The sequence below is a fragment of the Xanthomonas massiliensis genome, from assembly GCF_900018785.1.
GTDB lineage: Bacteria > Pseudomonadota > Gammaproteobacteria > Xanthomonadales > Xanthomonadaceae > Xanthomonas_B > Xanthomonas_B massiliensis.
The window spans coordinates 743,023-766,391 of record NZ_FCOY01000007.1 but is presented as its reverse complement, the minus strand read 5'-3'; the positions used below and the strand labels follow the sequence as shown (position 1 = coordinate 766,391).

At 71.4% G+C, this 23,369-nt stretch carries 19 protein-coding genes and 2 pseudogenes; 15 read left to right on the top strand and 6 right to left on the bottom strand.

Going from position 1 to position 23,369, the window contains the following annotated elements; translation table 11 throughout:
• Nucleotides 1–76 precede the first annotated feature (76 nt).
• Both hslU and BN3794_RS13550 read left to right on the top strand, forming a co-directional pair.
• The gene (hslU, locus tag BN3794_RS13555) at nt 77–1,441 is read left to right on the top strand and encodes an ATP-dependent protease ATPase subunit HslU (protein WP_066098069.1); all 1,365 of its coding nucleotides are present in this window, start codon (nt 77–79) and stop codon (nt 1,439–1,441) included.
• A 333-nt stretch (nt 1,442–1,774) separates the two neighbouring features.
• Complete coding sequence (locus BN3794_RS13550; protein ID WP_066098067.1) at nt 1,775–3,280, top strand: DASS family sodium-coupled anion symporter; 1,506 nt, start codon at nt 1,775–1,777, stop codon at nt 3,278–3,280.
• A gap of 63 nt (nt 3,281–3,343) precedes the next feature.
• On the opposite strand, the gene atpC is transcribed toward BN3794_RS13550, so the two are convergent.
• Nucleotides 3,344–3,769: an ATP synthase F1 subunit epsilon gene (atpC, locus tag BN3794_RS13545; protein ID WP_066098065.1), complete on the bottom strand. Its 426-nt coding sequence runs from the start codon at nt 3,767–3,769 to the stop codon at nt 3,344–3,346.
• Nucleotides 3,770–3,935: 166 nt separating this feature from the next.
• Here atpC and BN3794_RS13540 point away from each other — a divergent pair, with 166 nt between their 5' ends.
• On the top strand, nt 3,936–5,816 hold the full coding sequence (locus BN3794_RS13540) for a DUF1302 domain-containing protein (RefSeq protein WP_066098063.1): 1,881 nt from the start codon (nt 3,936–3,938) through the stop codon (nt 5,814–5,816).
• Between the two features lie 201 nt (nt 5,817–6,017).
• Here the strand turns inward: BN3794_RS13540 and BN3794_RS13535 are convergent, their stop codons facing one another.
• The 4 genes and pseudogenes from BN3794_RS13535 to BN3794_RS13515 form a co-directional block, all read right to left on the bottom strand.
• Entirely contained in the window at nt 6,018–7,334 is a 1,317-nt protein-coding gene (locus BN3794_RS13535; protein WP_078059757.1) for a threonine/serine exporter family protein, read from the bottom strand.
• 89 nt (nt 7,335–7,423) lie between these two features.
• Nucleotides 7,424–7,879, bottom strand: a complete 456-nt coding sequence (locus BN3794_RS13530) for a nucleoside deaminase (protein ID WP_066098059.1) — start codon at nt 7,877–7,879, stop codon at nt 7,424–7,426.
• Between the two features lie 78 nt (nt 7,880–7,957).
• Nucleotides 7,958–8,623: an anaerobic ribonucleoside-triphosphate reductase activating protein gene (locus BN3794_RS13525; RefSeq protein ID WP_066098058.1), complete on the bottom strand. Its 666-nt coding sequence runs from the start codon at nt 8,621–8,623 to the stop codon at nt 7,958–7,960.
• Nucleotides 8,620–10,578: pseudogene (locus BN3794_RS13515) on the bottom strand (ribonucleoside triphosphate reductase). Before BN3794_RS13515 ends, BN3794_RS13525 begins: the two are co-directional and overlap by 4 nt.
• Before the next feature lie 156 nt (nt 10,579–10,734).
• Between BN3794_RS13515 and ubiE the strand changes: the two are divergent.
• The 7 genes and pseudogenes from ubiE to BN3794_RS13485 all read left to right on the top strand — a co-directional run bounded on the left by ubiE (nt 10,735) and on the right by BN3794_RS13485 (nt 16,028).
• On the top strand, nt 10,735–11,496 hold the full coding sequence (gene ubiE, locus BN3794_RS13510; RefSeq protein ID WP_066098054.1) for a bifunctional demethylmenaquinone methyltransferase/2-methoxy-6-polyprenyl-1,4-benzoquinol methylase UbiE: 762 nt from the start codon (nt 10,735–10,737) through the stop codon (nt 11,494–11,496).
• A 3-nt stretch (nt 11,497–11,499) separates the two neighbouring features.
• Nucleotides 11,500–11,709 (top strand): YbaK/EbsC family protein, encoded by a 210-nt coding sequence (locus tag BN3794_RS16705; protein WP_201455278.1) that lies wholly within the window; start codon nt 11,500–11,502, stop codon nt 11,707–11,709.
• A gap of 33 nt (nt 11,710–11,742) precedes the next feature.
• Nucleotides 11,743–11,961: a YbaK/EbsC family protein gene (locus BN3794_RS17000; RefSeq protein ID WP_328585358.1), complete on the top strand. Its 219-nt coding sequence runs from the start codon at nt 11,743–11,745 to the stop codon at nt 11,959–11,961.
• Nucleotides 11,962–12,027: 66 nt separating this feature from the next.
• A pseudogene (locus BN3794_RS13500) lies at nt 12,028–13,990 on the top strand (M1 family metallopeptidase).
• 263 nt (nt 13,991–14,253) lie between these two features.
• Nucleotides 14,254–14,979: a hypothetical protein gene (locus BN3794_RS13495; protein ID WP_066098052.1), complete on the top strand. Its 726-nt coding sequence runs from the start codon at nt 14,254–14,256 to the stop codon at nt 14,977–14,979.
• On the top strand, nt 14,976–15,779 hold the full coding sequence (locus BN3794_RS13490; protein ID WP_066098051.1) for a hypothetical protein: 804 nt from the start codon (nt 14,976–14,978) through the stop codon (nt 15,777–15,779). Before BN3794_RS13495 ends, BN3794_RS13490 begins: the two co-directional genes overlap by 4 nt.
• A gap of 3 nt (nt 15,780–15,782) precedes the next feature.
• Nucleotides 15,783–16,028 carry a hypothetical protein gene (locus BN3794_RS13485; protein ID WP_066098049.1) on the top strand — a complete coding sequence of 82 codons (246 nt, stop codon included), beginning with the start codon at nt 15,783–15,785 and terminating at the stop codon, nt 16,026–16,028.
• A gap of 45 nt (nt 16,029–16,073) precedes the next feature.
• Here the strand turns inward: BN3794_RS13485 and BN3794_RS13480 are convergent, their stop codons facing one another.
• Nucleotides 16,074–17,006 carry a carbohydrate kinase family protein gene (locus BN3794_RS13480; protein ID WP_066098047.1) on the bottom strand — a complete coding sequence of 311 codons (933 nt, stop codon included), beginning with the start codon at nt 17,004–17,006 and terminating at the stop codon, nt 16,074–16,076.
• Nucleotides 17,007–17,289: 283 nt separating this feature from the next.
• Here BN3794_RS13480 and BN3794_RS13475 point away from each other — a divergent pair, with 283 nt between their 5' ends.
• The 5 genes from BN3794_RS13475 to rodA all read left to right on the top strand — a co-directional run bounded on the left by BN3794_RS13475 (nt 17,290) and on the right by rodA (nt 23,288).
• Nucleotides 17,290–18,336, top strand: coding sequence for a rod shape-determining protein (locus BN3794_RS13475; RefSeq protein ID WP_066098045.1), 1,047 nt, complete (start codon nt 17,290–17,292; stop codon nt 18,334–18,336).
• Between the two features lie 145 nt (nt 18,337–18,481).
• Complete coding sequence (gene mreC / locus BN3794_RS13470) at nt 18,482–19,615, top strand: rod shape-determining protein MreC (RefSeq protein ID WP_066098043.1); 1,134 nt, start codon at nt 18,482–18,484, stop codon at nt 19,613–19,615.
• Complete coding sequence (gene mreD / locus BN3794_RS13465) at nt 19,612–20,097, top strand: rod shape-determining protein MreD (RefSeq protein ID WP_066098041.1); 486 nt, start codon at nt 19,612–19,614, stop codon at nt 20,095–20,097. Before mreC ends, mreD begins: the two co-directional genes overlap by 4 nt.
• 6 nt (nt 20,098–20,103) lie before the next feature.
• On the top strand, nt 20,104–22,167 hold the full coding sequence (gene mrdA, locus BN3794_RS13460; protein ID WP_066098039.1) for a penicillin-binding protein 2: 2,064 nt from the start codon (nt 20,104–20,106) through the stop codon (nt 22,165–22,167).
• Nucleotides 22,164–23,288 (top strand): rod shape-determining protein RodA, encoded by a 1,125-nt coding sequence (rodA, locus tag BN3794_RS13455; protein ID WP_066098037.1) that lies wholly within the window; start codon nt 22,164–22,166, stop codon nt 23,286–23,288. Before mrdA ends, rodA begins: the two co-directional genes overlap by 4 nt.
• Nucleotides 23,289–23,369: the final 81 nt, after the last annotated feature.

Genomic DNA, 23,369 nt, shown 5'->3' with positions numbered 1-23,369 from the left:
CGCCGCGCGCCGCCACGTGGCCGGCGGCCCCGCCGCGTCGTCCCTTCCTCCCTTCGATGAGCCCATTCCCGCAGCCATGACCGATACCCACAGCACCATGACCCCGCGCGAGATCGTGCAGGAGCTCGACCGCCACATCGTCGGCCAGCACGAGGCCAAGCGCGCGGTCGCCATCGCCCTGCGCAACCGCTGGCGGCGCATGCAGCTCGAGCCGGAGCTGCGCAACGAGGTGATGCCCAAGAACATCCTGATGATCGGCCCCACCGGCGTGGGCAAGACCGAGATCGCGCGGCGCCTGGCGACGCTGGCCAACGCGCCGTTCGTCAAGGTCGAGGCCACCCGCTTCACCGAGGTCGGCTACGTCGGCAAGGACGTGGAGCAGATCATCCGCGACCTGGCCGACACCGCGGTCAAGATGTACCGCGAGCAGGCCAAGGCGCGGGTGCGCACCGCCGCCGAGGAGCATGCCGAGGAGCGCATCCTCGACGCGCTGCTGCCGCGGCGCAGCGTGGGCATCGGCTTCGACGCGCAGGCCGCGCGCAGCGAGCCGTCGGCGCAGGACAACGACACCCGGGTCAAGTTCCGGCGCATGCTGCGCGAGGGCGAGCTGGACGGGCGCGAGATCGAGCTGGAGATCGCCGCCAACGTCAGCATGGACATCATGACCCCGCCGGGCATGGAGGAGATGGGCCAGCAGCTGCGGCAGATGTTCGCCAACCTCGGCGGCGGCAAGCCGCAGACCCGCAAGCTCACCGTCAGGGCGGCGCGGCCGCTGCTGATCGAGGAGGAGGCCACCAAGCTGGTCAACGAGGAGGACGTGCGCGCCGCGGCGATCGAGGCCTGCGAGCAGCACGGCATCGTCTTCATCGACGAGATCGACAAGGTCGCCAAGCGCGGCGATGCCGGCGTGTCCGGCGGCGACGTCAGCCGCGAGGGCGTGCAGCGCGACCTGCTGCCGCTGGTGGAGGGCTCCAACGTCTCCACCAAGTACGGCACGGTCAGGACCGACCACATCCTGTTCATCGCCTCCGGCGCGTTCCACCTGGCCAAGCCGTCGGACCTGGTGCCGGAGCTGCAGGGCCGCTTCCCGATCCGGGTGGAACTGGGCGCGCTGAGCAAGGACGACTTCGTGCGCATCCTCACCGAGCCCAAGGCCGCGCTGACCCGCCAGTACGTGGAGCTGCTGAAGACCGAGGGCGTGGACATGGCGTTCACCGCCGACGCCATCGAGCGCCTGGCCGAGATCGCCTTCCAGGTCAACGAGCGCCAGGAGAACATCGGCGCCCGGCGCCTGCACACCGTGCTCGAGCGCCTGCTCGACCGGCTCAGCTACGAGGCGCCGGACCGCGGCGGCCAGAAGGTGACGGTGGACCGCGCCTACGTGGATGCCCAGCTGGGCAGCCTCGTCCAGGACCCGGACCTGAGCCGCTATATCCTCTGAGGCGGATGCCGGCGCCGGTCGCCGGGGTGCCGCGGATCGCGAAGGCCCCGCCTGTGGCGGGGCCTTTTCTTCGTCATGGCTGCGGCAGGCGGGCGGCAGGCACGGTGCGGCGGACGCCGCGCCGGCACCCATCGGTGCGCGCGTGGCCGCCGGCACGGCGGCGGGCACAGGCCAGGGGCCGCGCCCGGCCCGGCGCAGGAATGATCTGGATCAGTGTGCGGTTTCGCCGCAGGCGGCTATCGTATGCCTGCCCCGCCGGTGGCCGGGTGCTTCCCGCCGCGGGCGGGCCGCATCCCCTGCCGGCAGGCCGCTCCCCATCACAGGTCATGCCCCATGTCCACGAGCCTCAAGGCGGCACTGCAACACTTCAAGGCCGCGGTTCCCTTCCGCATCGTGCCGGCGATCGTCACCACCGCGGTGCTGGTCGCGCTGCTGCTGGTGCCGACCCCCGAAGGCCTCACGCCCAAGGCCTGGGGGCTGGTGGCGATCTTCCTGACCACCATCGTGGCGATCATCCTCAAGGTCATGCCGATCGGGGTGATGGCGCTGATGGCGATCGTCATCGTCTCGCTCTCGCAGGTGACGTCCGACTCGTCCAAGGGCGCGATCGCCGATGCGCTGAGCAGCTTCTCCAACCCGCTGATCTGGCTGATCGTGGTCGCCATCCTGATCTCGCGGGGCCTGAAGAAGACCGGCCTGGGCAACCGCATCGGCCTGATGTTCATCGCGCTGCTCGGCAAGAAGACGGTGGGCATCGGCTACGGCCTGGCGGTGTGCGAGCTGGTGCTGGCGCCGTTCACGCCGTCCAACACCGCGCGCGGCGGCGGCATCGTCCACCCGATCATGAAGTCCATCGCCAACGCCTTCGGCTCGGACCCGGAGAAGGGCACCCAGGGCAAGGTCGGCACCTACCTGGCGCTGGTCAACTACCACGCCAACCCGATCACCTCGGGCATGTTCCTGACCGCCACCGCGCCCAACCCGCTGGTCGTGGACTACGTGGCCAAGGCCACCGGCGGCAACTTCCACCTGTCCTGGACCACGTGGGCGGTGTGCATGCTGGTGCCCGGCCTGGTGTGCATGTTCCTGATGCCGCTGGTCATCTACCTGATGTCGCCGCCGCAGGTGAAGCAGACGCCCAACGCGGTGGAGTTCGCCAAGAGCGAGCTGGGGCGCATGGGCCGGCTCAGCCATGCCGAGAAGGTGATGATGGGCACCTTCGCGCTGCTGCTGCTGCTGTGGGCCAACGTGCCGGCGATGCTCTTCGGCGCGGCCTTCACCCTGGACCCGACCGTGGTCGCCTTCCTCGGCCTGTTCATCCTGATCATCACCGGCACCATCGACTGGGACGACGTGCTGTCCGAGAAGAGCGCCTGGGACACGCTGATCTGGTTCGGCGCGCTGGTGATGATGGCCGAGCAGCTCAACAAGATCGGGGTGATCACCTGGTTCTCCGGCCACCTGAAGGACCTGATCGTGGCCAGCGGCATGGGCTGGGAGGGATCGGCGGCGCTGCTGGTGCTGGTGTTCGTGTTCTCGCACTACCTGTTCGCCAGCACCACGGCCCACGTCAGCGCGATGATGCTGGCCTTCCTGACCGTGGGCGTGCAGCTGATCCCGCCCGACTACGTGACCCCGTTCATGCTGGTCATGGTGGCCGGCTCCACCGCGATGATGGCGCTGACCCACTACGCCACCGGCACCTCGCCGATCATCTTCGGCAGCGGCTACGTCACCATGGGCAAGTGGTGGCAGGTGGGCTTCGTGATGTGCGTGCTGCAACTGGTGGTGTACACCATCGTCGGCAGCCTGTGGTGGAAGCTGCTCGGCTTCTGGTGAGCGCGCCGCGCCCGGCATGACCGGCGGCCGCCTGCGGGCGGCCGCTGCGTGTGCGGCAGTGCCTCAGCCGCGGCCGTACAGGCGCGAGCCGTAGCGGCGCACCAGTTCGGCATGCATGCGCAGGTAGGCCGCATCGGTGAAGGTGGCCGCCACCGGCGAGGCGGCGGCCTCGCGCGCGGTGCGCGCATGGGCGGCATCGACGTCCGAGCCGCGCTCGGCCATGTCGGCCATCACCACGACGCGGCCGGGCTGGACCTCGGCATAGCCGCCGGAGACGTAGACGTCCAGCGGCTCGCCCTCGGCCGGCACGATGTGCACCAGGCCCTCGCGCAGGATCGACAGCATCGGCAGGTGGCGCGCCATGATGCCGAACCGTCCCATCAGCCCCGGGAAGCTCGCCTCGCGCACCGCGCCCTGCCAGATGCTGCCCTGCAGGCTGACGATGGCGAGGGTGAGCGTGCGTACGGCGGAAGCGGGGCGGTCGGGCATGGCGGGCACGCGCGGAAGCGGGGGAAGCGACAAGACTAAGACCAGCGGCGCGCCGCGGGAACGGCCGGTGCCGATTTCCGTTGCAACGATCGCAGATGCAACCGGATTCGCATTGCGCGCCCGGAGCAGGTATATCGCCGCGTTCCCTTTCCCATTTCATAGACGCATGTCCGTTCCCAAGACCGGTACCTGGCCGCGCCTGACCCTGCTGGCCGGCATCCTGCCGCTGGCCGTACCCGCCCTCGCCGGCGATTTCACCCTGGCCGACGGCGAGGTGCAGGGCAGCTGGAAACTGCGCGCCACCGCCGGCGCCGGCGTGCGCACCGCCGATCCCTCGCGGCACCTGGTCGGCAAGGGCTTCCGCTCCGACGGCAAGGCCAAGGGCGGCGACGGCAGCGACACCTCCGACGACGGCAACCTCAACTTCGGCAAGGGCGACGTGTATTCGGCCCCGGGCCGGGTGCTCGGCAGCATGGACCTGAAGTACGGCAACATCGGCATCGACGTCAGTGCGCGCGCCTGGTACGACTACGCGCTGGAACGGCGCGACGTGCCGCAGGGCAACGTGCCCAACGGCTTCCGCGCCGACACCCCGCTCGAAGACACCGGGTTCTCCAGGTCCAACCGCTTCTCCGGCTTCATGTGGCTGGATGCCTACGTGTACGGCCACGCCGACCTGGGCGGGAGCGCCGGCTGGGACGTGCGCGTGGGCCGGCAGCGGGTGAAATGGGGCGAGGGCCTGTTCTTCAACGGCCTCAACCAGGTCAACCCGTTCGACTACACCACCTTGCACCGGCCCGGCGTGGACCCGGCCAGCGAGGCGCAGCTGCCGGTGGAGATGGTGTGGAACAAGCTGGTCTTCCTCGACGGCAAGGCCAGCGTGGAAGGCTTCTGGCAATGGAAGTGGCGGCCGACCGAACTGGATCCGTGCGGCACTTTCTTCTCCGGCACCGACCTGGGCATCGATGCGGGTTGCTCGGGGCTGCAGAGCAATGCCTACTACCCGATCAACGCCTACTCGGCGGGGGCCGGCCAGTGGCTCAGCGACGGCTTCATGTACGACGCCGGCGCCTACCTGCCGCGCGGCACCGACCGTCCGGCCCGCGATTCCGGCCAGTGGGGGCTCGCGCTGCACTACAAGACCGACGGCGGCACCGACATCGGCCTGTACCACCTGCGCTACAACGCGCGCCTGCCGATCCTGGACGCGACCACGCCCGACAGCGCGCGCACCGATGCGACCATGGTCGATCGCCTGACCGCGGCCGGCGTGCCGCTGGCCTACGCCCAGCTGTCCCAGCGCCTGTCCACGATCACCGAGTCCTGGGAGTACCCGGACGGCATCCGCCTGTCGGGCCTGTCCGCCGCGCGCAAGGCGGGCGCCTGGAAGTTCGCCGGCGAGGCCAGCTACAGCCCGAACATGCCGGTGCAGCTCAATACCGCCGACATGTTCGCCGCGCTGACCCGCAACGGCGGCCCGATCGGCGCGCGCACGCTCGGTCAGCCGGAAGGCTTCCTGCTGCGCGGCTACGACCGCTTCAGCAAGTTCCAGGCCCAGGCCAGCGCGGTGCGCACGCTCGGCCCGCGCTGGGGCGCGCAGTCCGGCTCGCTCGCCGCCGAGGCGATGTGGAGCCACGTCAACCTGCCGTCGCTGGCGCAGGCGCGCTACGGCCGCGGCTTCGCCTGGGGCTATTCGCCGCAGGGCAGCGACGGCAGCTGCGGCGAGGTGCAGAACCCCAGGGGCTGCGTCAACGACGGCTTCTACACCAAGATGGCCTGGGGCTACCGGATCAAGGGCCAGCTGGATTACGCGCTGGCGCACGGGGTCAGCCTGTCGCCGAGCCTGACCTGGGGCCAGGACGTGCACGGCTACTCGGTCGATGGCGCGCTGGTCGGCGGCCGCCAGAGCGTGGTGCTGGGCGTGGGCGCGAAGTTCGCCGGACGCTGGAGCGCCAGCCTGGCGTGGACCCGCTACCTCCACGACGACGGCTACGACGTGCTGGCCGACCACGACAACGTCGTCGTGGCGGCCGGGGTGACGTTCTGATCGAGGCGCGTCGCCCGGCGCGGTGCCCGGTGGCGCCCGCAGGCCTCCCGCCGCTTGCTGCTCGATGCGGCGGCGGGCGGGATCGCCCGGGAGCCCTGCGGCAGCGTTCTCTGCGGAGGGGCTCGTTTCCGCGGGGCGCTCGTTTGCGGCGCTACCGGCCAGGGCCGCGGGCAGCTGCGGCGATCGCCATGCCGGGAAGGCTCAGCGCGTCCCGCGCCCGGGCGGCGGCGTGCCCGGTGTCTGTCCCTCGAAGGCCCAGACGCGGTCGGTGAGCATGCGCGCGGCGGCCAGGCCGATGGCGATGCCGGCCACGACGAACACCGCCAGCCAGGCATTGCTCATCGCCTCCACCGGCATGCCCAGGTTGCCGTAGACCAGCGCGCGGTACGCAGTGGTGCCGGGGATCATGATGAGCACCGCCGGCACCGTCAGGGTGATGCGCGGGCAGCGCAGCCGCGGCGAGGCCACGGTGGCCAGCAGCCCGACCAGCAGCGTCGCGCAGGGCGCGGCCGCCTGCAGCGGCAACCCGGCATCGACCAGGTACAGCCGCAGGGTGTTGGCGACCATGCCGATCGCCGCCGCGCCCAGGGCCACGCGCGGCGGGGTGTTGAACATCGAGGCGAAGCCGTAGACGCCGACGAAGCTCGCGGCGAGCCGCAGGACCAGCGACAGCGCCGGCGCCAGCTCCAGCGGGGGCGCCACCTGCGGGGTGAGGTGCACGAAGTCGGCCACGGTCCACGCGCTGATCGAGGCCACCGTGACCATCAGCACCGCGTAGGTCAGGCGCGAGATGCCGGCGCTGAAATCCAGTCGCGCCAGGTCCAGCCCGGCGGTGATCAGCGGGAAGCCCGGGATGAGAAACAGGACCGCGGAGGTGTAGCCGGCATCGTGGCGCGGCGTGGTGTAGCCCAGCGAGATGACCAGCCCGGTGAGCGCCAGGTAGACGATGCAGGCCGCGATGCCGGCGAGCAGCGCGACCCCGAGCTGGTTGAGGCGGCGCCGCGCGAGCGCGGCACGCAGGCATTGCCCGGCGCCGGCACCGGCGGCGGCGCCCAGGCATTCGATCCAGCCGCCGTTGTTGAGGAAGCAGAACGCGCCGCACGCGGCCATGGCGGCGAACGCGGTGGCCGCCAGGCCGTAGCGCGGCGGGGCGGCGGCGATGGCGTCGAGCCCGGCCTCGACCTCGGCCACGCCCATGCCCGGGCGGGTGGACAGCGACAGCGTCTCCAGCGCGCCGATGCGCCCGGCGTTCACGCTCACCGCGGGGATGGTGCCCACCAGCGTGTGGCTGCGTTCGCCGCGGGCGCAGGTGGCGACCACGGTGTTGAGGGTGACCTCGGCCTGCACGCTGTCCAGGCCCAGCGCCCGCCCGACCCGGTTCATCGCTTCCTTGACGCGGTACGCGCCGGTGCCGGCCGAGGCCATCAGCGTGCCGGCGCGGACCACCGCCCGGCAGGCGGGAACGAATGCCTGGGGATCGGGATCGGTCACATCGGCGGCGGTGATGGTGGAGGACATCCCGTCATTCTGTCACCGGCCAAGGCGGGCGATATCGGCCCCGGGACGGCCCGGAACGGCGTGCCCGCGCGGCACGCCGGCCCCTCGCCTCAATCCTCGCCGATGTCCTCGTTCCAGACCTCGGGGTGGGCGGCGATGAAGCCGCCGAGCAGGTCCACGCATTCCTGGCTGTCCAGGTCGACGACCTTGACCCCGTTCTCGCGCAGCCAGTCGATGCCGCCCTGGAAGGTGCGCGACTCGCCGACCACCACGGTGCCGATGCCGAACTGGCGCACCAGGCCGCTGCAGTACCAGCACGGCGCCAGCGTGGTGACCATCACCGTGTCGCGGTAGGAGCGCTGGCGGCCGGCCTTGCGGAAGGCGTCGGTCTCGCCGTGCACGGACGGGTCGCCTTCCTGCACGCGGCGGTTGTGGCCGCAGCCGAGCACCTGGCCGTCGCCGCCGTACAGCGCCGCGCCGATCGGGATGCCGCCCTCGGCCAGCCCCTTGCGGGCCTCGGCGATGGCGGTGTCGAGCATGGCGCGGTAGTCGGGGATGGCGGTCATGGACGCGGGAACGTGGGAAAGTGGGGGCACCAGTCTGCTGCGGTCGTCCCGCCGCGGCAAGGCGCCGCGCGGGAAGCTTCAGGCCGGCCGGTACTCGAAGCCGGGGACGAGGGCGGACAGCCGCGCCAGGTCCGGCGGGAGCCCGTCCGGGGCGTGGCCGGGACCGGGACGCAGCGCCTGCAGCACCCAGCGGCGCACGCCGCGCGCGGCCAGCCCGCGCGCCAGCTCGACCAGCGCCGCTTCCGGGTACAGCGTCGGCGACCAAGTGGTGCGGCACTCGTAGTCCACGCCGCTGTCCTGCAGCAGCTGCAGGCTGCGCAGGGCCGGCGCGGCACCGTGGGCGCGGCCGACCACGGCCGCGTGCAGCGCCGCGGGCGCCTTGATGTCCAGGCCGACCCAGTCCAGGTGCGGCAGCACGGCGGCCAGCCGCCGCGGGTACATGCCGGCGGTGTGCAGCGCGGTCTGGAACCCCAGCGCGCGGACCGCGGCCACCGCCCGTGCCAGCCGCGGCTGCAGGGTCGGCTCGCCGCCGGAGAACACCACGCCGTCGAGCAGGCCGCGGCGCCGCCGCAGGAAATCCAGGACGGCGGCGAAGTCCGGCCCCGGCGCGGCGCGTGCCGGCTGCAGGTGCGGGTTGTGGCAGTAGCTGCAGCGCCACGGGCAGCCCTGCAGGAACAGCACCGCCGCCAGCCGGCCGGGCAGGTCGAGGCTGGTCAGCGGCACCAGGCCGGCGATGCGGATCATGCCGGCCCGGTGCCGCGCGCGCCGGTCGTCGCGGGCTCGACGAAGCAGACGCGCTCGGCGTACTCGCCGCGCTTGCCGGCGTTGAAGCTGGATACCGGGCGGTGGTAGCCCATCACCCGGGTCCAGATCTCGCAACGCTGGCGTTCCTCTGCACGCAGCACCGGGGTGGAGGGAACGGTCTCGGACATGGCGATGCTCCTGGTGGGGAAGGGGGGGGGAAGGCGTCAGGCCGCGGCATCGCGCCTGCGGGCCAGCAGGGCCTGGTCGCAGCGCGGGCAGAATTCATGCTCGCCGGCGAGGTAGCCGTGTACCGGGCAGATCGAGAACGTCGGGGTGACGGTCAGGTAGGGCACGCGGAAGCGGGTCAGGGCGCGCCGCACCAGCTCGCGGCAGGCACGGCCGCTGGACAGGCGCTCGGCCATGTACAGGTGCAGCACGGTGCCGCCGGTATAGCGCGCCTGCAGCGGCTCCTGGTGCTCCAGCGCGGCGAACGGATCGTCGGTCCACCCCGCCGGCAGCTGCGAGGAGTTGGTGTAGTACGGCTGCGCGGGGGTGCCGGCCTGCAGGATGTCCGGCCAGCGCCGGCGGTCCTCGCGGGCGAAGCGGTAGGTCGCGCCTTCGGCCGGGGTGGCTTCCAGGTTGTACAGATGGCCGGTCCGTTCCTGGAAGGCGACGATGCGCGCGCGCACGTGGTCCAGCAGGCGCAGGGCGAAGGCGCGGCCGGCTTCGGCAGTGATGTCCAGGCGGTCGCCGCTGAAGTTGCGGACCATCTCGTTGAGGCCGTTCACGCCCAGCGTGGAGAAGTGGTTGCGCAAGGTGCCCAGGTAGCGGCGCGTGTACGGCAGCAGGCCGCGGTCGATCAGGTCCTGCACCCGGGCGCGCTTGAGCTCCAGGCTGCGCACGCCCAGCTCCAGCAATTCGTCCAGGCGCGCCAGCAGCGCCGCCTCGTCGCCGCGGTGCAGGTAGCCCAGGCGCGCGCAGTTGATCGTCACCACGCCGACGCTGCCGGTCTGCTCGGCGCTGCCGAACAGGCCGTTGCCGCGCTTGAGCAGCTCGCGCAGGTCCAGCTGCAGGCGGCAGCACATCGAGCGCACCATGCCCGGATCGAGTTCGGAATTGATGAAGTTCTGGAAGTACGGCAGGCCGTACTTGGCGGCCATCTCGAACAGCGCCTGCGCGTTCTCCGATTCCCACGGGAAGTCGGCGGTGATGTTGTAGGTCGGGATCGGGAAGGTGAACACCCGGCCCCTGGCATCGCCGGCGCCCATCACCTCGATGTAGGCACGGTTGACCAGGTCCATCTCGGCCTGCAGCTCGCCGTAGGCGAACGGCATCGCCTGGCCGGCGATCACCGGGACCTGCCCGCGCAGGTCGGCCGGGCAGGTCCAGTCGAAGCTGAGGTTGGTGAACGGCGTCTGCGTGCCCCAGCGCGAGGGCACGTTGAGGTTGTAGACCAGTTCCTGGATGTTCTGCCGCACCTCGGCATAGGCCATGCCGTCCTTGCGCACGAACGGCGCCATGTAGGTGTCGAACGAGGAGAACGCCTGCGCGCCGGCCCATTCGTTCTGCAGCGTGCCGAGGAAGTTGACGATCTGGCCGACGGCCGAGGACATGTGCCGCGGCGGCGCCGCCTCGACCTGGCCGGGCACGCCGTTGAACCCTTCCTGCAGCAGCGTGCGCAGCGACCAGCCGGCGCAGTAGCCGCACAGCATGTCCAGGTCGTGGATGTGCAGGTCGCCGTCGCGGTGGGCCCGGCCGACCTGCGCCGGGTAGACATGCGAGAGCCAGTAGTTGGCGATCAGCTTGCCGGCGCCGTTGAGGATCAGGCCGCCCAGCGAATAGCCCTGGTTGGCATTGGCGTTGACCCGCCAGTCGGCCTGGTCCAGGTATTCCTCGATGGTGGCCACCGGATCGACCCGCGGGGCGGTGGCGGTGCTGTCCTTGGGAGCGAGCATGGTCTGCGTTTCCACAATATCTGGTGGAGAACTATCGATCCGACCACTAGATGCCGTCTTGACGCCGATCAAGCCCGGCGCCGGTCGCGACAACCCGCCGCAGGGCACGCGGCGCGGGGCGCGCCGAAGCCGTGCCGGCGATGCGATAATCGGCCCATGAGCGAATCCCCCTACGAGCGCGGTACCACCCATTTCGGTTTCCGCGACGTTCCCGCCCGGGAAAAGCAGAAGCTGGTCGGCCACGTGTTCACCTCGGTCGCGCGCAACTACGACCTGATGAACGACCTGATGAGCCTGGGCATCCACCGGGCGTGGAAGCGCTATTTCGTGGCCACCGCGCAGGTCAAGCCGGGCGACCGGGTGCTGGACCTGGCCGGCGGCACCGGCGACATCGCCGCGCTGCTGCACGAGCGCGTCGGCGCGGACGGGGAGATCGTGCTGGGCGACATCAACGCCGGCATGCTCTCGGTCGGGCGCGACCGGCTCACCAACCGCGGCCTGGTGGCCGGGCTGGACTACGTGCAGTGCAACGCCGAGGCGCTGCCGTTCCCCGATGCCAGCTTCGACCTGGTGACGATCGCCTTCGGCCTGCGCAACGTCACCGACAAGGACGCCGCGCTGCGCGAGATGTACCGCGTGCTGAAGGTCGGCGGCCAGGCGCGGGTGCTGGAGTTCTCCGAGGTCAAGCTCGACTGGTTCAAGCCGATCTACGACTTCCACTCCTTCAAGGTGCTGCCGCGCCTGGGGCGGCTGTTCGCCCACGACGCCGACAGCTACCAGTACCTGGCCGAGTCGATCCGCAAGCATCCGCCGCAGGAGCAGCTCAAGGCGATGATGACCGAGGCCGGCTTCGAGCGCTGCCACTACACCAACCTGTCGGCCGGCATCGTCGCCATCCACTCCGGCTACAGGATCTGAGCGATGGGCCTGGCCTCGGTGCGCGCGCACCTGGCGCAGGCGGCGCCGGACCTGGCGATCATCGAGACCCCGGGCGCCGGTGCCAGCGTGGCCGAGGCGGCCGTCCAGCACGGCGTGGTGCCGGGACAGATCGCCAGGATGCTGGCCTTCGAGGTCGGCGGCCAGGCCTTCCTGTTGCCGGCGGCGACCGGCGCATCGACAACGCCAAGATGAAGGCGTGCTTCAGCGGCAAGGCGCACATGCTCGATCCGGCGCGGGTGCTGGAGCCTGACCGGCCATCCGGTCGGCGGGGCGTGCCCGTTCGGGCTGGCCACGGCGCTGCCGGTGCATTGCGACGTCTCGCTGCGCGCCTACGCGGACGTGATTCCCGCGGCCGGCTCCACCCACGGCGCGGTGCGCCTGCCGCCGCAGCGGCTGGCCGAGCTGGCCGCCGCCGCCTGGGTCGACGTCTGCCGCGACGGCTGAGCGCCGCCGCGGGCGGGGCGGGAACGGCGCGGTAAACTCGTGGTTTCGTCCCGCTGGAAGTCCCCGATGCGTTCGTTCCTGTTCCCGCTGTGCTGCGCGGCCGTGTTCGCGGCCGGCTGCTCCAAGGAGGCCGCCGCGCCGGCCGCCGCCCCCGCGCCCCCCGCCGCCAAGGCCGCTGCCCCCCGCCGCCAAGGCCGCTGCCGTGAAACCTGCCCGTACCCACGACGAGAGTTCCTATGCCGAGCCGGACAAGGTCGTCATCCGCGACCTGGCGCTGGACCTGAAGCTGGACTTCGACGCCAAGGAACTGTCCGGCACCGCCACCTACACGCTCGACTGGAAGGACCCCAAGGCCACCGACCTGGTGCTGGATACCCGCGACCTGGCCATCGAGAAGGTCGAGGGCGGCGACGCCGGCGGCAGCGGCTGGGTGCCGCTGCAGTACCAGCTGGCCCCGGCCGACAAGGTCCTGGGCAGCAAGCTGACCATCGCGGTGCCGCAGCGCAACCCGGAAGTGCGGGTCACCTACCACACCTCGCCGCAGGCCTCCGGTTTGCAATGGCTGGAGCCGTCGATGACCGAGGGCAAGAAGCTGCCCTTCATGTTCAGCCAGTCCGAGGCGATCCATGCCCGCAGCTGGGTGCCGCTGCAGGACACCCCGGGGGTGCGCTTCACCTACAGCGCGCACATCACCAGCCGGCCCGACGTGATGGTGCTGATGAGCGCCAACAGCGATCCGGCGGCCAAGCGCACCGGCGACTACCGCTTCCGCATGGAGCACCCGATCCCGTCCTACCTGCTGGCCATCGCCGCCGGCGACCTGGTGTTCGCGCCCACCGGCCCGCGCAGCGGCGTGTGGGCCGAGCCGGCGATGGCCGGCAAGGCGGCCAAGGAGTTCGAGGACACCGAGAAGATGATCGCCACCACCGAGGGCCTGTACGGGCCCTACCGCTGGGGCCGCTACGACATCCTGGTGCTGCCGCCCTCGTTCCCGTTCGGCGGCATGGAGAACCCGACCCTGACCTTCGCCACGCCCACGGTGATCGTCGGCGACAAGTCGCTGGTGTCGCTGGTGGCGCACGAACTGGCGCACAGCTGGTCGGGCAACCTGGTGACCAACGCCAGCTGGAAGGACATCTGGCTCAACGAGGGCTTCACCACCTACGTCCAGGGCCGCATCACCGAGGCGCTGTACGGCAAGGAGATGGCCGAGATGGAGCGCCAGATCGACCAGAGCGGGCTGGCCGCCAACGAGCTCCAGGACCTGCCCAAGGACGCGCAGCTGCTGCGTCTGCCGCCGCTGGACGGCCGCGACCCGGACGATGCGCTGAGCGAGATCGCCTACGTCAAGGGCGCCTGGTTCCTGCAGTTCCTCGAGCAGCGCTTCGGCCGCGAGGTGTTCGATCCGTTCCTGCGCGGCTGGTTCGACAGCCACGCCTTCCAGAGCGCGACCACCGACGACTTCGTCGACTACCTGCAGAAGAACCTGCTGGCCAAGCACCCGAACGTGGTCACCCAGGCCGAGCTGGACGCCTGGCTCGACCAGCCGGGCATCCCGGCCTTCGCGCAGAAGGCGCAGTCGCGCAACTTCTCCATCGTCGATACCGCGCGCATCGCCTGGGCCGGCAGCGGCAAGCTGCCGACCCGCCAGGTGACCGACGGATGGACCACCCAGGAATGGGTGCACTTCCTGGAGGGCATGGGCGCCACGCTCAAGCCCGAGCAGCTGGCGCAGCTGGACCAGGCCTACCATTTCACCGGCACCGCCAACGGCGAGATCGCCATGCGCTGGTACCCGTTGGCGATCCGCAGCGGCTACACGCAGGCGTGGCCGGCGGCCGGCGCGTTCATCGAGAAGGTCGGCCGGCGCAAGCTGATCCTGCCGATCTACGCCGAGCTGGTGAAGACCCCCGACGGCCTGGCCTTCGCCCGCGAGGCGTTTGCCAAGGCGAAGCCGGGCTACCACCCGATCACCACCGGATCGGTGCAGGAGATGCTCGACAAGGCCGGCGCGGGCAGCGCCCGGTAGGCCTTGCCACCGGTTTGCAGGAATGCGCGGAAGGCGGGCCCTGGCCCGCCTTCCGCTTTTCCGGGTGCCTGTTTCCCGCGGATCCGGCACTGCACGGGTCCTGCATCGGGATCGGCGGGGCGGCGCGGCCACCCGCCCGGGCCGGGGCAGGGGCGTACTGCGGTGTGCAAGTCAAGCGTGCTGTCCGTCGGGTTGCGTCGCGGCGAAGCGGCGTGGACGATGGCCTCCATTGCCGTGCCGCGGTGAAATCCGAGGGAGACCCGATGAAACGCCTGCCGCCGATCCTCGCCTGTGTCCTGGCCCTGGCGGCCTGCACCGACCACGAAGCGCAACGCCAGGCCGCGCAGGCCGCCCAGGCGCAGGCGCGCGAACAGCAGGCCGACGAGGTGGCGCGCCAGTACGACAGCGCGGTGCAGGCGCAGGACTGGGAGCGCGCCCGCGTGCACGGCGCGGCGCTGCTGGACCAGTACGCCGGCACCGCCGCGGCGCAGCGGATCGCGCCGGGCTACGCCGAGGTCAAGGCCAAGGGCGAGGCCGCGCGCGAGCAGCGCCGCCTGCAAGGGCTGTGGCAGTACTCGCAGGTGCCCGAGAAGGGCGGCAGCCAGCGCTCGGCGCTGATCTACGGCAAGGAACGCGTGGACGTGGACGGCTCCGGCCCCAGCCAGGTGCGGCTGGTGTTCCGCGACCACCCCGCATGGGGCCGCAGCGCCTACCTGGTGCTGGAGAAGGGCGATTTCGCCAAGGCCTGCTACGGCCATTGCAGCGTCACCGTCGCCGTGGACGGCGGCAAGGCCCGGCCGATGGCCGCCAACCGCCCCGACACCCGCGAGGCCATCGCCATGTTCATCGACGACGACAAGGCCCTGTGGAAGCTGGCGCGGCAGGCACGCGCGCTGACGATCGCGTTCCCGGTCAAGGCCGGGGGCACCCGCAGCGTGGTGTTCGAGACCGGCGGCCTGGATCCGGCGCAGATGCCGGGGTGGAAATGAGCCGGCGCCCGGCGGCCGGCGCGGGGCGGGCCAGGCCGGGGCGGTGGCTTGCGCTGGCCTGGGCGGCGCTGCTGGCCGTCGCCGGTGCCGCCGGTGCCGCCGGTGCCGCCGGTGCCGGCGAGTCGCCGCAACCGCAACCGCAACCGTTGCCGGCCGAGTTCGTCAACGACCGGGTGTTCGTCGTCCCGCGCCTGGCCGACGGCACCCGCGTGCGCTTCTACACCGACAGCGGCGGCGGCTGGAACATGGTGCCCGCCGAGACCGCGGCACGCCTGCGCCTGGTTCCCGGCCCCGACGTGGACGGCGAGGGCGGGCCGCAGCCCACCGCCGCATTCCCGGCGTTCGCCCCGGGGGCGGCCATCCCGGCCCCGGAGGCCGACCCGTGGCTGGACAACCGCCTGGCCGTGGCCGCCGGCCGGGCGTCGGCCGACGGCTTCCTCGGCAGCCGCTGGTTCGCCGCGCGGGTGTGGGCGTTCGACTACGGCGCGCGCACCCTGGCGCTGCTGCCGGCGGGGACGGTGCCGGCGGGCATGGCGCGCGTGGCGATGACGATGCGGCCGGCGCAACACATGTACTGGCCGCGCATCGCGGTCGGGATCGACGGGGAACAGGTGCCGATGCTGCTCGATACCGGGGCCACCCTGACGCTGGCGGACGGGGCGGCGTCGGTCTTCGGCCTGCCTGCCGGAACGGAGGTGGCGGGCAGCTTCATCACCCGCACGCGCTTCGAGCGCTGGCGTGCGCGGCACCCGGACTGGCCGGTGGTCGAGGACGGCGATCGGCCGGGCACGCACGCCTAGCCGATGATCCGGGTCCCGCGGGTGGAGATCGCCGGGCTCGCCACCGGGCCGGTCTGGTTCGCGATGCGCGCGGATGCGAACTTCACCGAGTACATGTCCAGCATGACCGATGCGCCGGTGGAGGGCGCGATCGGCGGCTCGGCGTTGCGCTACTTCCGCATGGTGCTCGATTACCCGGGGCAGGCGGCCTATTTCGCGCTGCGGCCGCCGTCCACGGTGGCACCGGCCGAGCAGGTCTACGGGCGCTAGCCATGCCGCGCCGGCCCCACGCCGCCGCACGGCGGGCCGGCCGCGCTACAGCGAATAGCCGAACTGCTGCTTGAACTGCTCGTTGAACTCGGCGAAGTCGAAGCGCTGGTTCTGGGTGCCGGGGTGCTCGACCTTCAATGCGCCCATCAGGTTGCCCATGCGGCCGATGGTGACCCAGTCGTAGCCCTTCTCGATGCCGAAGATCAGCCCGGCGCGGAAGGCGTCGCCGCAGCCGGTCGGGTCGACCACGCGGCGCTCGTGCGCCGGCGGGATGTGGTAGCTCTTGCCCGGCGTGTGGATGTGCGCGCCCTTCGGGCCCTGGGTGGCGATGTAGGCCTTCACCCGCTGCACGATGTCCTTCTCGGTCCAGCCGGTGCGCTGCTGCAGCAGGTTGGACTCGTAGTCGTTGACCACCACGTAGTCGGCCTGCTCGATGAAGTCGCGCAGCTCCTCGCCGTTGAACAGCGGCATGGCCTGGCCCGGGTCGAAGATGAACGGGATGCCGGCCTCGCGGAACTCGGCCGCGTTCTGGATCATGCCGTCGCGCCCGTCCGGGGCGACGATGCCGAAGCTCACCCCCGGCACGTCCTTCACGTGGTTCTCGTGGCTGCGCATCATCGCGCCGGGATGGAAGGCGGTGATCTGGTTGTTGTCGTGGTCGGTGGTGATGAACGCCTGCGGGGTGAACAGTTCGTCGATCACCCGGACCTGCGACAGGTCGATGCCTTCTGCCTCGAAATGGCTGCGATAAGGGCCGAAATCTTGGCCAACGGTCGCCATCGGCACAGGATGGCCGCCCAGCAGCTTGAGGTTGTAGCTGATGTTGCCGGCGCAGCCGCCGAACTCGCGGCGCATGCGCGGCACCAGGAACGACACGTTCAGGATGTGCACCTTGTCCGGCAGGATGTGGTTCTTGAACTGGTCCGGAAACACCATGATGGTGTCAAACGCGAGGGAACCGCAGATCAGGGCGGACATCGGGGTGCTTGAGCCTGTAGCGAGGAGGGGATGTCCCGGCGGCACGGACGGGCGCGCGGGGCGGCGACGGAGGCGCCACGGCGCAAAGGTTACCGGCAGATGGCGCCGGGGGCCAGAACCGAACGTGTACCGGGGCTGGCCGAAACGCCCGCGCAGCCTCGGTTTTACGAGAATTTTCCTTGCCCGGCGGGGGGGCGGTTGCTAGGCTAGCAGGCTTCGTTTCCTGCCCATTTTTTCGCCATTCGGCGCCGGGCGCGGCATTGCTCAGGACCCTCCTTTCCCGATGTTCAAGAAACTGCGCGGCATGTTCTCCAACGACCTGTCCATCGACCTGGGCACGGCCAACACCCTCATCTACGTGCGCGGCCAGGGCATCGTGCTCAACGAGCCGTCGGTGGTCGCCGTGCGCCAGGACCGCACCATCGGCGGCACCCGCTCGGTCGCCGCGGTGGGCGCGGAGGCCAAGCAGATGCTCGGCCGCACCCCCGGCCACATCACCACCATCCGGCCGATGAAGGACGGCGTGATCGCCGACTTCACCTACACCGAGGCGATGCTCAAGCACTTCATCAAGAAGGTGCACAAGGCGCGCTTCCTGCGCCCGAGCCCGCGCGTGCTGGTGTGCGTGCCGGCCGGCAGCACCCAGGTCGAGCGCCGCGCGATCAAGGAATCGGCCGAGGAGGCCGGCGCGCGCGACGTCTACCTGATCGAGGAGCCGATGGCCGCGGCGATCGGGGCCGGCATGCCGGTCACCGAGGCGCGCGGCTCGATGGTCATCGACATCGGCGGCGGCACCACCGAGGTGGCGGTGATCTCGCTCAACGGCATCGTCTACTCGCAGTCGGTGCGCATCGGCGGCGACCGCTTCGACGAGTCGATCACCAACTACGTGCGCCGCAACCACGGCATGCTGATCGGCGAGGCCACCGCCGAGCGGATCAAGCTGGAGATCGGCTGCGCCTACCCGCAGCCGGAGGTGCAGGAGATGGAAGTCTCCGGGCGCAACCTCGCCGAGGGCGTGCCGAAGATGATCAAGATCAACTCCAACGAGGTGCTCGAAGCGCTGCACGAGCCGCTGTCGGGCATCGTCTCGGCGGTCAAGCTGGCGCTGGAGCAGACCCCGCCGGAGCTGTGCGCCGACGTGGCCGAGCGCGGCATCGTGCTCACCGGCGGCGGCGCGCTGCTGCGCGACCTGGACCGGCTGATCTCCGAGGAGACCGGCCTGCACGTGCAGGTGGCCGACGATCCGCTCACCTGCGTGGCCCGCGGCGGCGGCCGTGCGCTGGAGCTGGTGGACATGCACGGCAACGAGTTCTTCGCGCCGGAGTGAGGCGCGGGCACGGGGCCCCGGCGCCGCGCCGGCGGCGGCCACCGGTCCCGGGTCGAGGCGACGGGCGTCCCCCGGCATGGCCGTGCCGGTGCATGCTTCCGCCCTCCGGTTTTCCATCCACATCCTTCCTTCCCGGCCTCCTTCCGTGCCGTCCTACGGTCCTTCCGCTGCCTCCCGTCCGGCCGAAGCGGCCAGCCCCCTGCGGCTGGCGGCCTACCTGGCGCTGGCCGTCGCCCTGATCGTGCTCGACGTGCAGGCGGGCTGGCTGGGACGGCTGCGCGCCCAGGCCGACCTGCTGGTGCAGCCGCTGTGGATGCTGGCCGGCCTGCCCGGCCGGCTCGGCAACCAGGTGCGCGACAACGCCGCCACCCATGGCCAGCTGGTGGCCGAGAACCGCCAGCTGCGCAACCAGCTGCTGATCGCCAACGCGCGCCTGACCCGGCTGCAGACCGCCGCGCTCGACAACGCGGCGCTGCGCGAGCTGCTGGGCGCGGCCGAGCGCAACGGCCTGGACGTGCAGCTGGCGCCGATCCTGGACATCGACCTGGACCCGACCCGCCAGCGCCTGGTGCTCGATGCCGGCAGCCGCGACGGCGTGCAGATGGGGCAGGCGGTGATCGACGCCGGCGGGCTGATGGGGCAGGTGATCGCGGTCACCCCGATCCAGGCCACCGTGCTGCTGCTGACCGACCCGGACCACGCGGTGCCGGTGACGGTGGCGCGCAGCGGCGTGCGCCTGATCGCCTACGGCCGCGGCGACCACCTGGAATTGCGCGACATCCCGCTCAGCGCCGGGGTGCAGGTCGGCGACGAGGTGGTCTCCTCGGGACTGGGCGGGCGCTTCCCGGCCGGGTTCCCGGTCGGCAAGGTGGAGGCGCTGCGCCCGGACGACACCCACGCCTTCCTGGTCGGCCGGCTGCTCCCGGCGGCCCAGTTCGACCGCGGCCGCAACGTGCTGCTGCTGCGCCCGGGCTCGCCGCTGCGCCTGCCGGCGGCCGCGCGCCAGAGCCTGCTGACGCCGGCCCCCGCGCCGGTGGCCCCGGGCACGGCGGCCGCCACGGCCGCCACCGGTGCCGCGGCCGCCGCCGGCACGTCGCCGTTGTCGTCGTCGCCGGCTCCGGCAGCGTCCCAGGCGACACCCGCCACCGCGCCCGCGCCCGCGACCACGCCGCGTCGCACGCCGCCGCCGCCGCGTCCGAAGCCCGGGTCCGAACCTGGCACGCCACCGGCGGCCGATGCCCCGGCGCCGGCGGTGCCGTCCCCGGAGCCGCTGCGATGAGCCGGCCACGCAACCGCGGCTGGGTGCTGCCGGTCAGCGTCCTGGTGGCCCTGCTGCTGGGCCTGCTGCCGTTGCCGGGGTGGCTGCAGCCGCTGCGCCCGTACTGGCTGGCCCTGGTGATGGCCTACTGGGTGATCGAGACGCCGGAGAAGGCCGGTCTCGGCTTCGCCTTCGTCATCGGCCTGTGCGCCGACCTGCTGTACGGCGGGCTGCTCGGCGAGCAGGCGCTGCGCCTGGTGGTGATGGCCTTCATCCTGCAGCGTTTCCGCGCGCGCCTGCGCTTCTTCCCGGTCTACCAGCAGGCCCTGGCCGTCGGCGGCCTGCTGGTGAACGACCGCATCGTCGCCACCGCGCTGCACTTGGCGGTGGGCGAGCCGACCCTGCCCTGGAACTACTGGTGGGCGCCGTTGCTGGGGGCGCTGCTGTGGGCGCCGCTGTTCGTGCTGCTCGATGCGCTGCGCGTGGTCCGGCGCGGGGACTGAGCCCGGATGCACGCGCGCCGCCCGATCAAGAACCCGCTGGCCGAAGCCTCGCAGTTCCGCCGCCGTGCCGCGGTGGGATTCCTGGCGGTGCTGCTGGCCCTGCTCGGGCTCGGCGGCTGGTACTTCCGGCTGCAGGTGCTCGACCACGAGGTCTATGCCACGCGCTCGGACGCCAACCGCATCAAGCCCAAGCCGGTGGTGCCCGGGCGCGGCCTGATCTACGACCGCAACGGGCGCCTGCTGGCCGAGAACGTGCCGGCCTTCCGCCTGGACGTGACCCCGGACAAGGTCGAGGACATGGACGCGATGCTGGCCAGCCTGGGCCAGGTGATCGCGCTGACGCCGGAGGACATCGAGCGGTTCCAGCACGACCGCCAGCTGCGCCGCAGCTTCCTGCCGGTGACGCTCAAGTACCGCCTCGACGACGAGGAGATGGCGCGCTTCGCGGTCAACCGCTGGCGCTTCCCCGGGGTGGAGCTGGAGCCGTACCTGACCCGGCGCTACCCCTACGGCGACTTGTTCGCGCACATCATCGGCTACGTCGGCCGGGTGGACGAGAAGGACCTGGAAAGCCTGGGCGAGAACGGCTCGGCGCTGACCCACGTCGGCAAGACCGGGCTGGAGCGCTACTACGAGCCGCTGCTGCGCGGCCGGGTCGGCTACGACCAGGTCGAGACCAACGTGCAGGGCCGGGCGATCCGCACCCTGGGGCGGGTGGCGCCGCAGTCCGGGTCCGACCTGCGCCTGTCCATCGACGCGGACCTGCAGCGGGCGATGGTGGCGGCCTTCGGCCAGTACGAGGGCGCGGCCATCGCCGTGGACCCGCGTACCGGCGAGATCCTGGCGATGGTCAGCCTGCCGGCCTACGACCCCAACCTGTTCGTCAACGGCATCTCCCACGCCGAGTTCAAGGCGCTCAACGAGAATCCCTCGCGCCCCCAGTTCAACCGCCTGGTGCTCGGCGGGGTCGCGCCCGGCTCGACGATCAAGCCGTTCATGGGCCTGGCCGGGCTCGACAGCGGCACCCGCCGGCCGCAGGACAAGATCCTGTCCACCGGCATGTTCTACCTGCCGGGGGTGAGCCGCGGCTGGGGCGACTCGCACCGCGGCGGCCACGGCTGGACCGACCTGCGCAAGTCGATCGCCCAGTCGGTCAATACCTACTACTACAAGCTGGCCATCGACATGGGCATCACCCAGGTCGATCGCTACATGTACAAGTACGGCTTCGGCTCGCCGACCGGCATCGACCTGCTCGGCGAGATCGGCGGCATCGTCCCGTCGCCCGAATACAAGCGCAAGACCCGCAAGGAAGCCTGGTACCCCGGCGACACGGTCAACATCGCCATCGGCCAGGGCGACTGGAAGGTGACGCCGCTGCAGCTGGTGCGCGGCGTGGCCGGCATCGCCGACGGCGAGCTGCGCCGCCCGCACCTGGTGACCGCCACGCGCAAGGGCTTCGATGCGCCCTGGGTGCCGCAGCCGACGTCCGCGCCGGTGCCAATCAGCGCCAACCCGAACAACCTGCAGTGGGTGCGCGAGGGCATGATGGACACCATGCGCCCCGGCGGCAGCGGCCATGCGATGGCGGTCGGCGCGCCCTACCAGATGGCCGGCAAGACCGGCACCGCGCAGGTGGTCAGCCGCAAGGGCGTGGCCGCGGTCGATCCGCGCAGCCTGCCGCTGCACCTGCGCCACCGCTCGCTGTTCGAGGGTTTCGCGCCGGCGGACAACCCGACTATCGCGGTGGCGGTGGCGGTGGAGGGCGGCGGCTACGGCGCCAGCACCGCCGGGCCGATCGCGCGCAAGATCCTCGATGCCTGGCTGCTGGGCAAGCTGCCCGACCGCCTGCAGCCGCTCGACAGCGCCCAGGGCACCACCGCGCTGGGCGCCAACGCCTTCGTCGCCGAGCAGGAGCAGGCGCGCCAGGCCGGCGAGCGCGAGGCCGCCGCGCTGCCGCTGCTGCCGGTGCAGCTGGGCGCTAGCCTGCTGGCGGCGGAGGCCATGGCCGCGCCGCTGGCCGCGCCGGAGGAGAAGATCCCCGACGAGATCCCGGAGGCCGACCGGTGAGGGAGATCCTGCGCTGGCTGACCGACCTGGGCTACCGGTTCACGCGCACGCTGGACTGGCCGCTGCTGCTGGCGCTGTGCGCGCTGATGGGCATGGGCCTGGCGGTGATGCGCAGTGCCGGCGGCACCCACCTGGTGGTGGCCCAGGGCAGCCGCTTCGCGGTCGGCCTGGTGGCGATGTGGGCGATCTCGCGGATCGCGGTGCCGCGCCTGCGCGCCTGGACGCCATCGGTATACGCGCTGTCGATGCTGCCGCTGCTGGCGGTGTTCGCCATCGGCACCGGCAAGTACGGCCGGCAATGGCTCAATCTCGGCCTGTTCTACCTGCAGCCGGCGGAGCTGCTGAAGATCAGCATGCCGATGATGGCCGCCTGGTACCTGGCGCGGCGGCCGCTGCCGCCCAACCTCGGCACCACCCTGGTGACGGCGGTGATCATCGGCGTGCCGACGCTGCTGATCATGCTGCAGCCGGATTTCGGCACCGGCGTGCTGATCGCCGCCAGCGGCGTGTTCGTGCTGTACCTGGCGGGGCTGTCGTGGTGGTGGTTCATCGCCGCCGGCGCGGCGGCCGGGGCCATCGGCGGGCTGGCGATGTTCGCGCCGATCGACTGGTTCTTCATGCTGCGGCCCTACCAGAAGGACCGCATCCTCACTTTCCGCGACCCCGAGAACGATCCGCTCAGCACCGGCTGGAACATCATCCAGTCCAAGATCGCGATCGGCTCGGGCGGCTTCGACGGCAAGGGCTGGGGCATGGGCTCGCAGTCGCACCTGAACTTCATCCCCGAGCAGAGCACCGACTTCGCCTTCGCCGTGCTCAGCGAGGAGTTCGGCTGGATCGGCGTGGCCGTGGTGCTGGCGCTGTACCTGTTCGTGATCGGCCGCTGCCTGTACATCGCCGCGCAGGCGCGCGACACCTATTCGCGCCTGATCGCCGGCGCCACCGGCCTGGCCTTCTTCGTCTACGTGCTGGTCAACGGCGGCATGATCTCCGGCCTGCTGCCGGTGGTCGGCGTGCCGATGCCGCTGATCAGCTACGGCGGCACCTCGGCGGTCTCGCTGCTGGCCGGCCTCGGCCTGGTGATGGCGGTACGCGAATACCGGCCCGTGCACGGATATTGACGCCGGTCTCATGTTGGGAAATCGCGTGCAACGTACGCATGCGCATGGCTTTGCGCTTGATCCATGTCAAGGCCCGCTTGA

Excerpts from the sequence above, each read along its gene's own strand:
- BN3794_RS13550 (WP_066098067.1), top strand. The coding sequence starts at position 1,775 with ATGTCCACGAGCCTCAAGGCGGCACTGCAACACTTCAAGGCCGCGGTT.
- BN3794_RS16705 (WP_201455278.1), top strand. The coding sequence starts at position 11,500 with ATGGGCCTGGCCTCGGTGCGCGCGCACCTGGCGCAGGCGGCGCCGGAC.
- hslU (WP_066098069.1), top strand. The coding sequence starts at position 77 with ATGACCGATACCCACAGCACCATGACCCCGCGCGAGATCGTGCAGGAG.
- BN3794_RS13490 (WP_066098051.1), top strand. The coding sequence starts at position 14,976 with ATGAGCCGGCGCCCGGCGGCCGGCGCGGGGCGGGCCAGGCCGGGGCGG.
- BN3794_RS13480 (WP_066098047.1), bottom strand. The coding sequence starts at position 17,006 with ATGTCCGCCCTGATCTGCGGTTCCCTCGCGTTTGACACCATCATGGTG.
- BN3794_RS13485 (WP_066098049.1), top strand. The coding sequence starts at position 15,783 with ATGATCCGGGTCCCGCGGGTGGAGATCGCCGGGCTCGCCACCGGGCCG.
- BN3794_RS13530 (WP_066098059.1), bottom strand. The coding sequence starts at position 7,879 with ATGACCGCCATCCCCGACTACCGCGCCATGCTCGACACCGCCATCGCC.
- BN3794_RS13475 (WP_066098045.1), top strand. The coding sequence starts at position 17,290 with ATGTTCAAGAAACTGCGCGGCATGTTCTCCAACGACCTGTCCATCGAC.
- ubiE (WP_066098054.1), top strand. The coding sequence starts at position 10,735 with ATGAGCGAATCCCCCTACGAGCGCGGTACCACCCATTTCGGTTTCCGC.
- BN3794_RS13495 (WP_066098052.1), top strand. The coding sequence starts at position 14,254 with ATGAAACGCCTGCCGCCGATCCTCGCCTGTGTCCTGGCCCTGGCGGCC.
- BN3794_RS13535 (WP_078059757.1), bottom strand. The coding sequence starts at position 7,334 with ATGTCCTCCACCATCACCGCCGCCGATGTGACCGATCCCGATCCCCAG.
- BN3794_RS13525 (WP_066098058.1), bottom strand. The coding sequence starts at position 8,623 with ATGATCCGCATCGCCGGCCTGGTGCCGCTGACCAGCCTCGACCTGCCC.
- atpC (WP_066098065.1), bottom strand. The coding sequence starts at position 3,769 with ATGCCCGACCGCCCCGCTTCCGCCGTACGCACGCTCACCCTCGCCATC.
- mrdA (WP_066098039.1), top strand. The coding sequence starts at position 20,104 with ATGCACGCGCGCCGCCCGATCAAGAACCCGCTGGCCGAAGCCTCGCAG.
- BN3794_RS13540 (WP_066098063.1), top strand. The coding sequence starts at position 3,936 with ATGTCCGTTCCCAAGACCGGTACCTGGCCGCGCCTGACCCTGCTGGCC.
- mreD (WP_066098041.1), top strand. The coding sequence starts at position 19,612 with ATGAGCCGGCCACGCAACCGCGGCTGGGTGCTGCCGGTCAGCGTCCTG.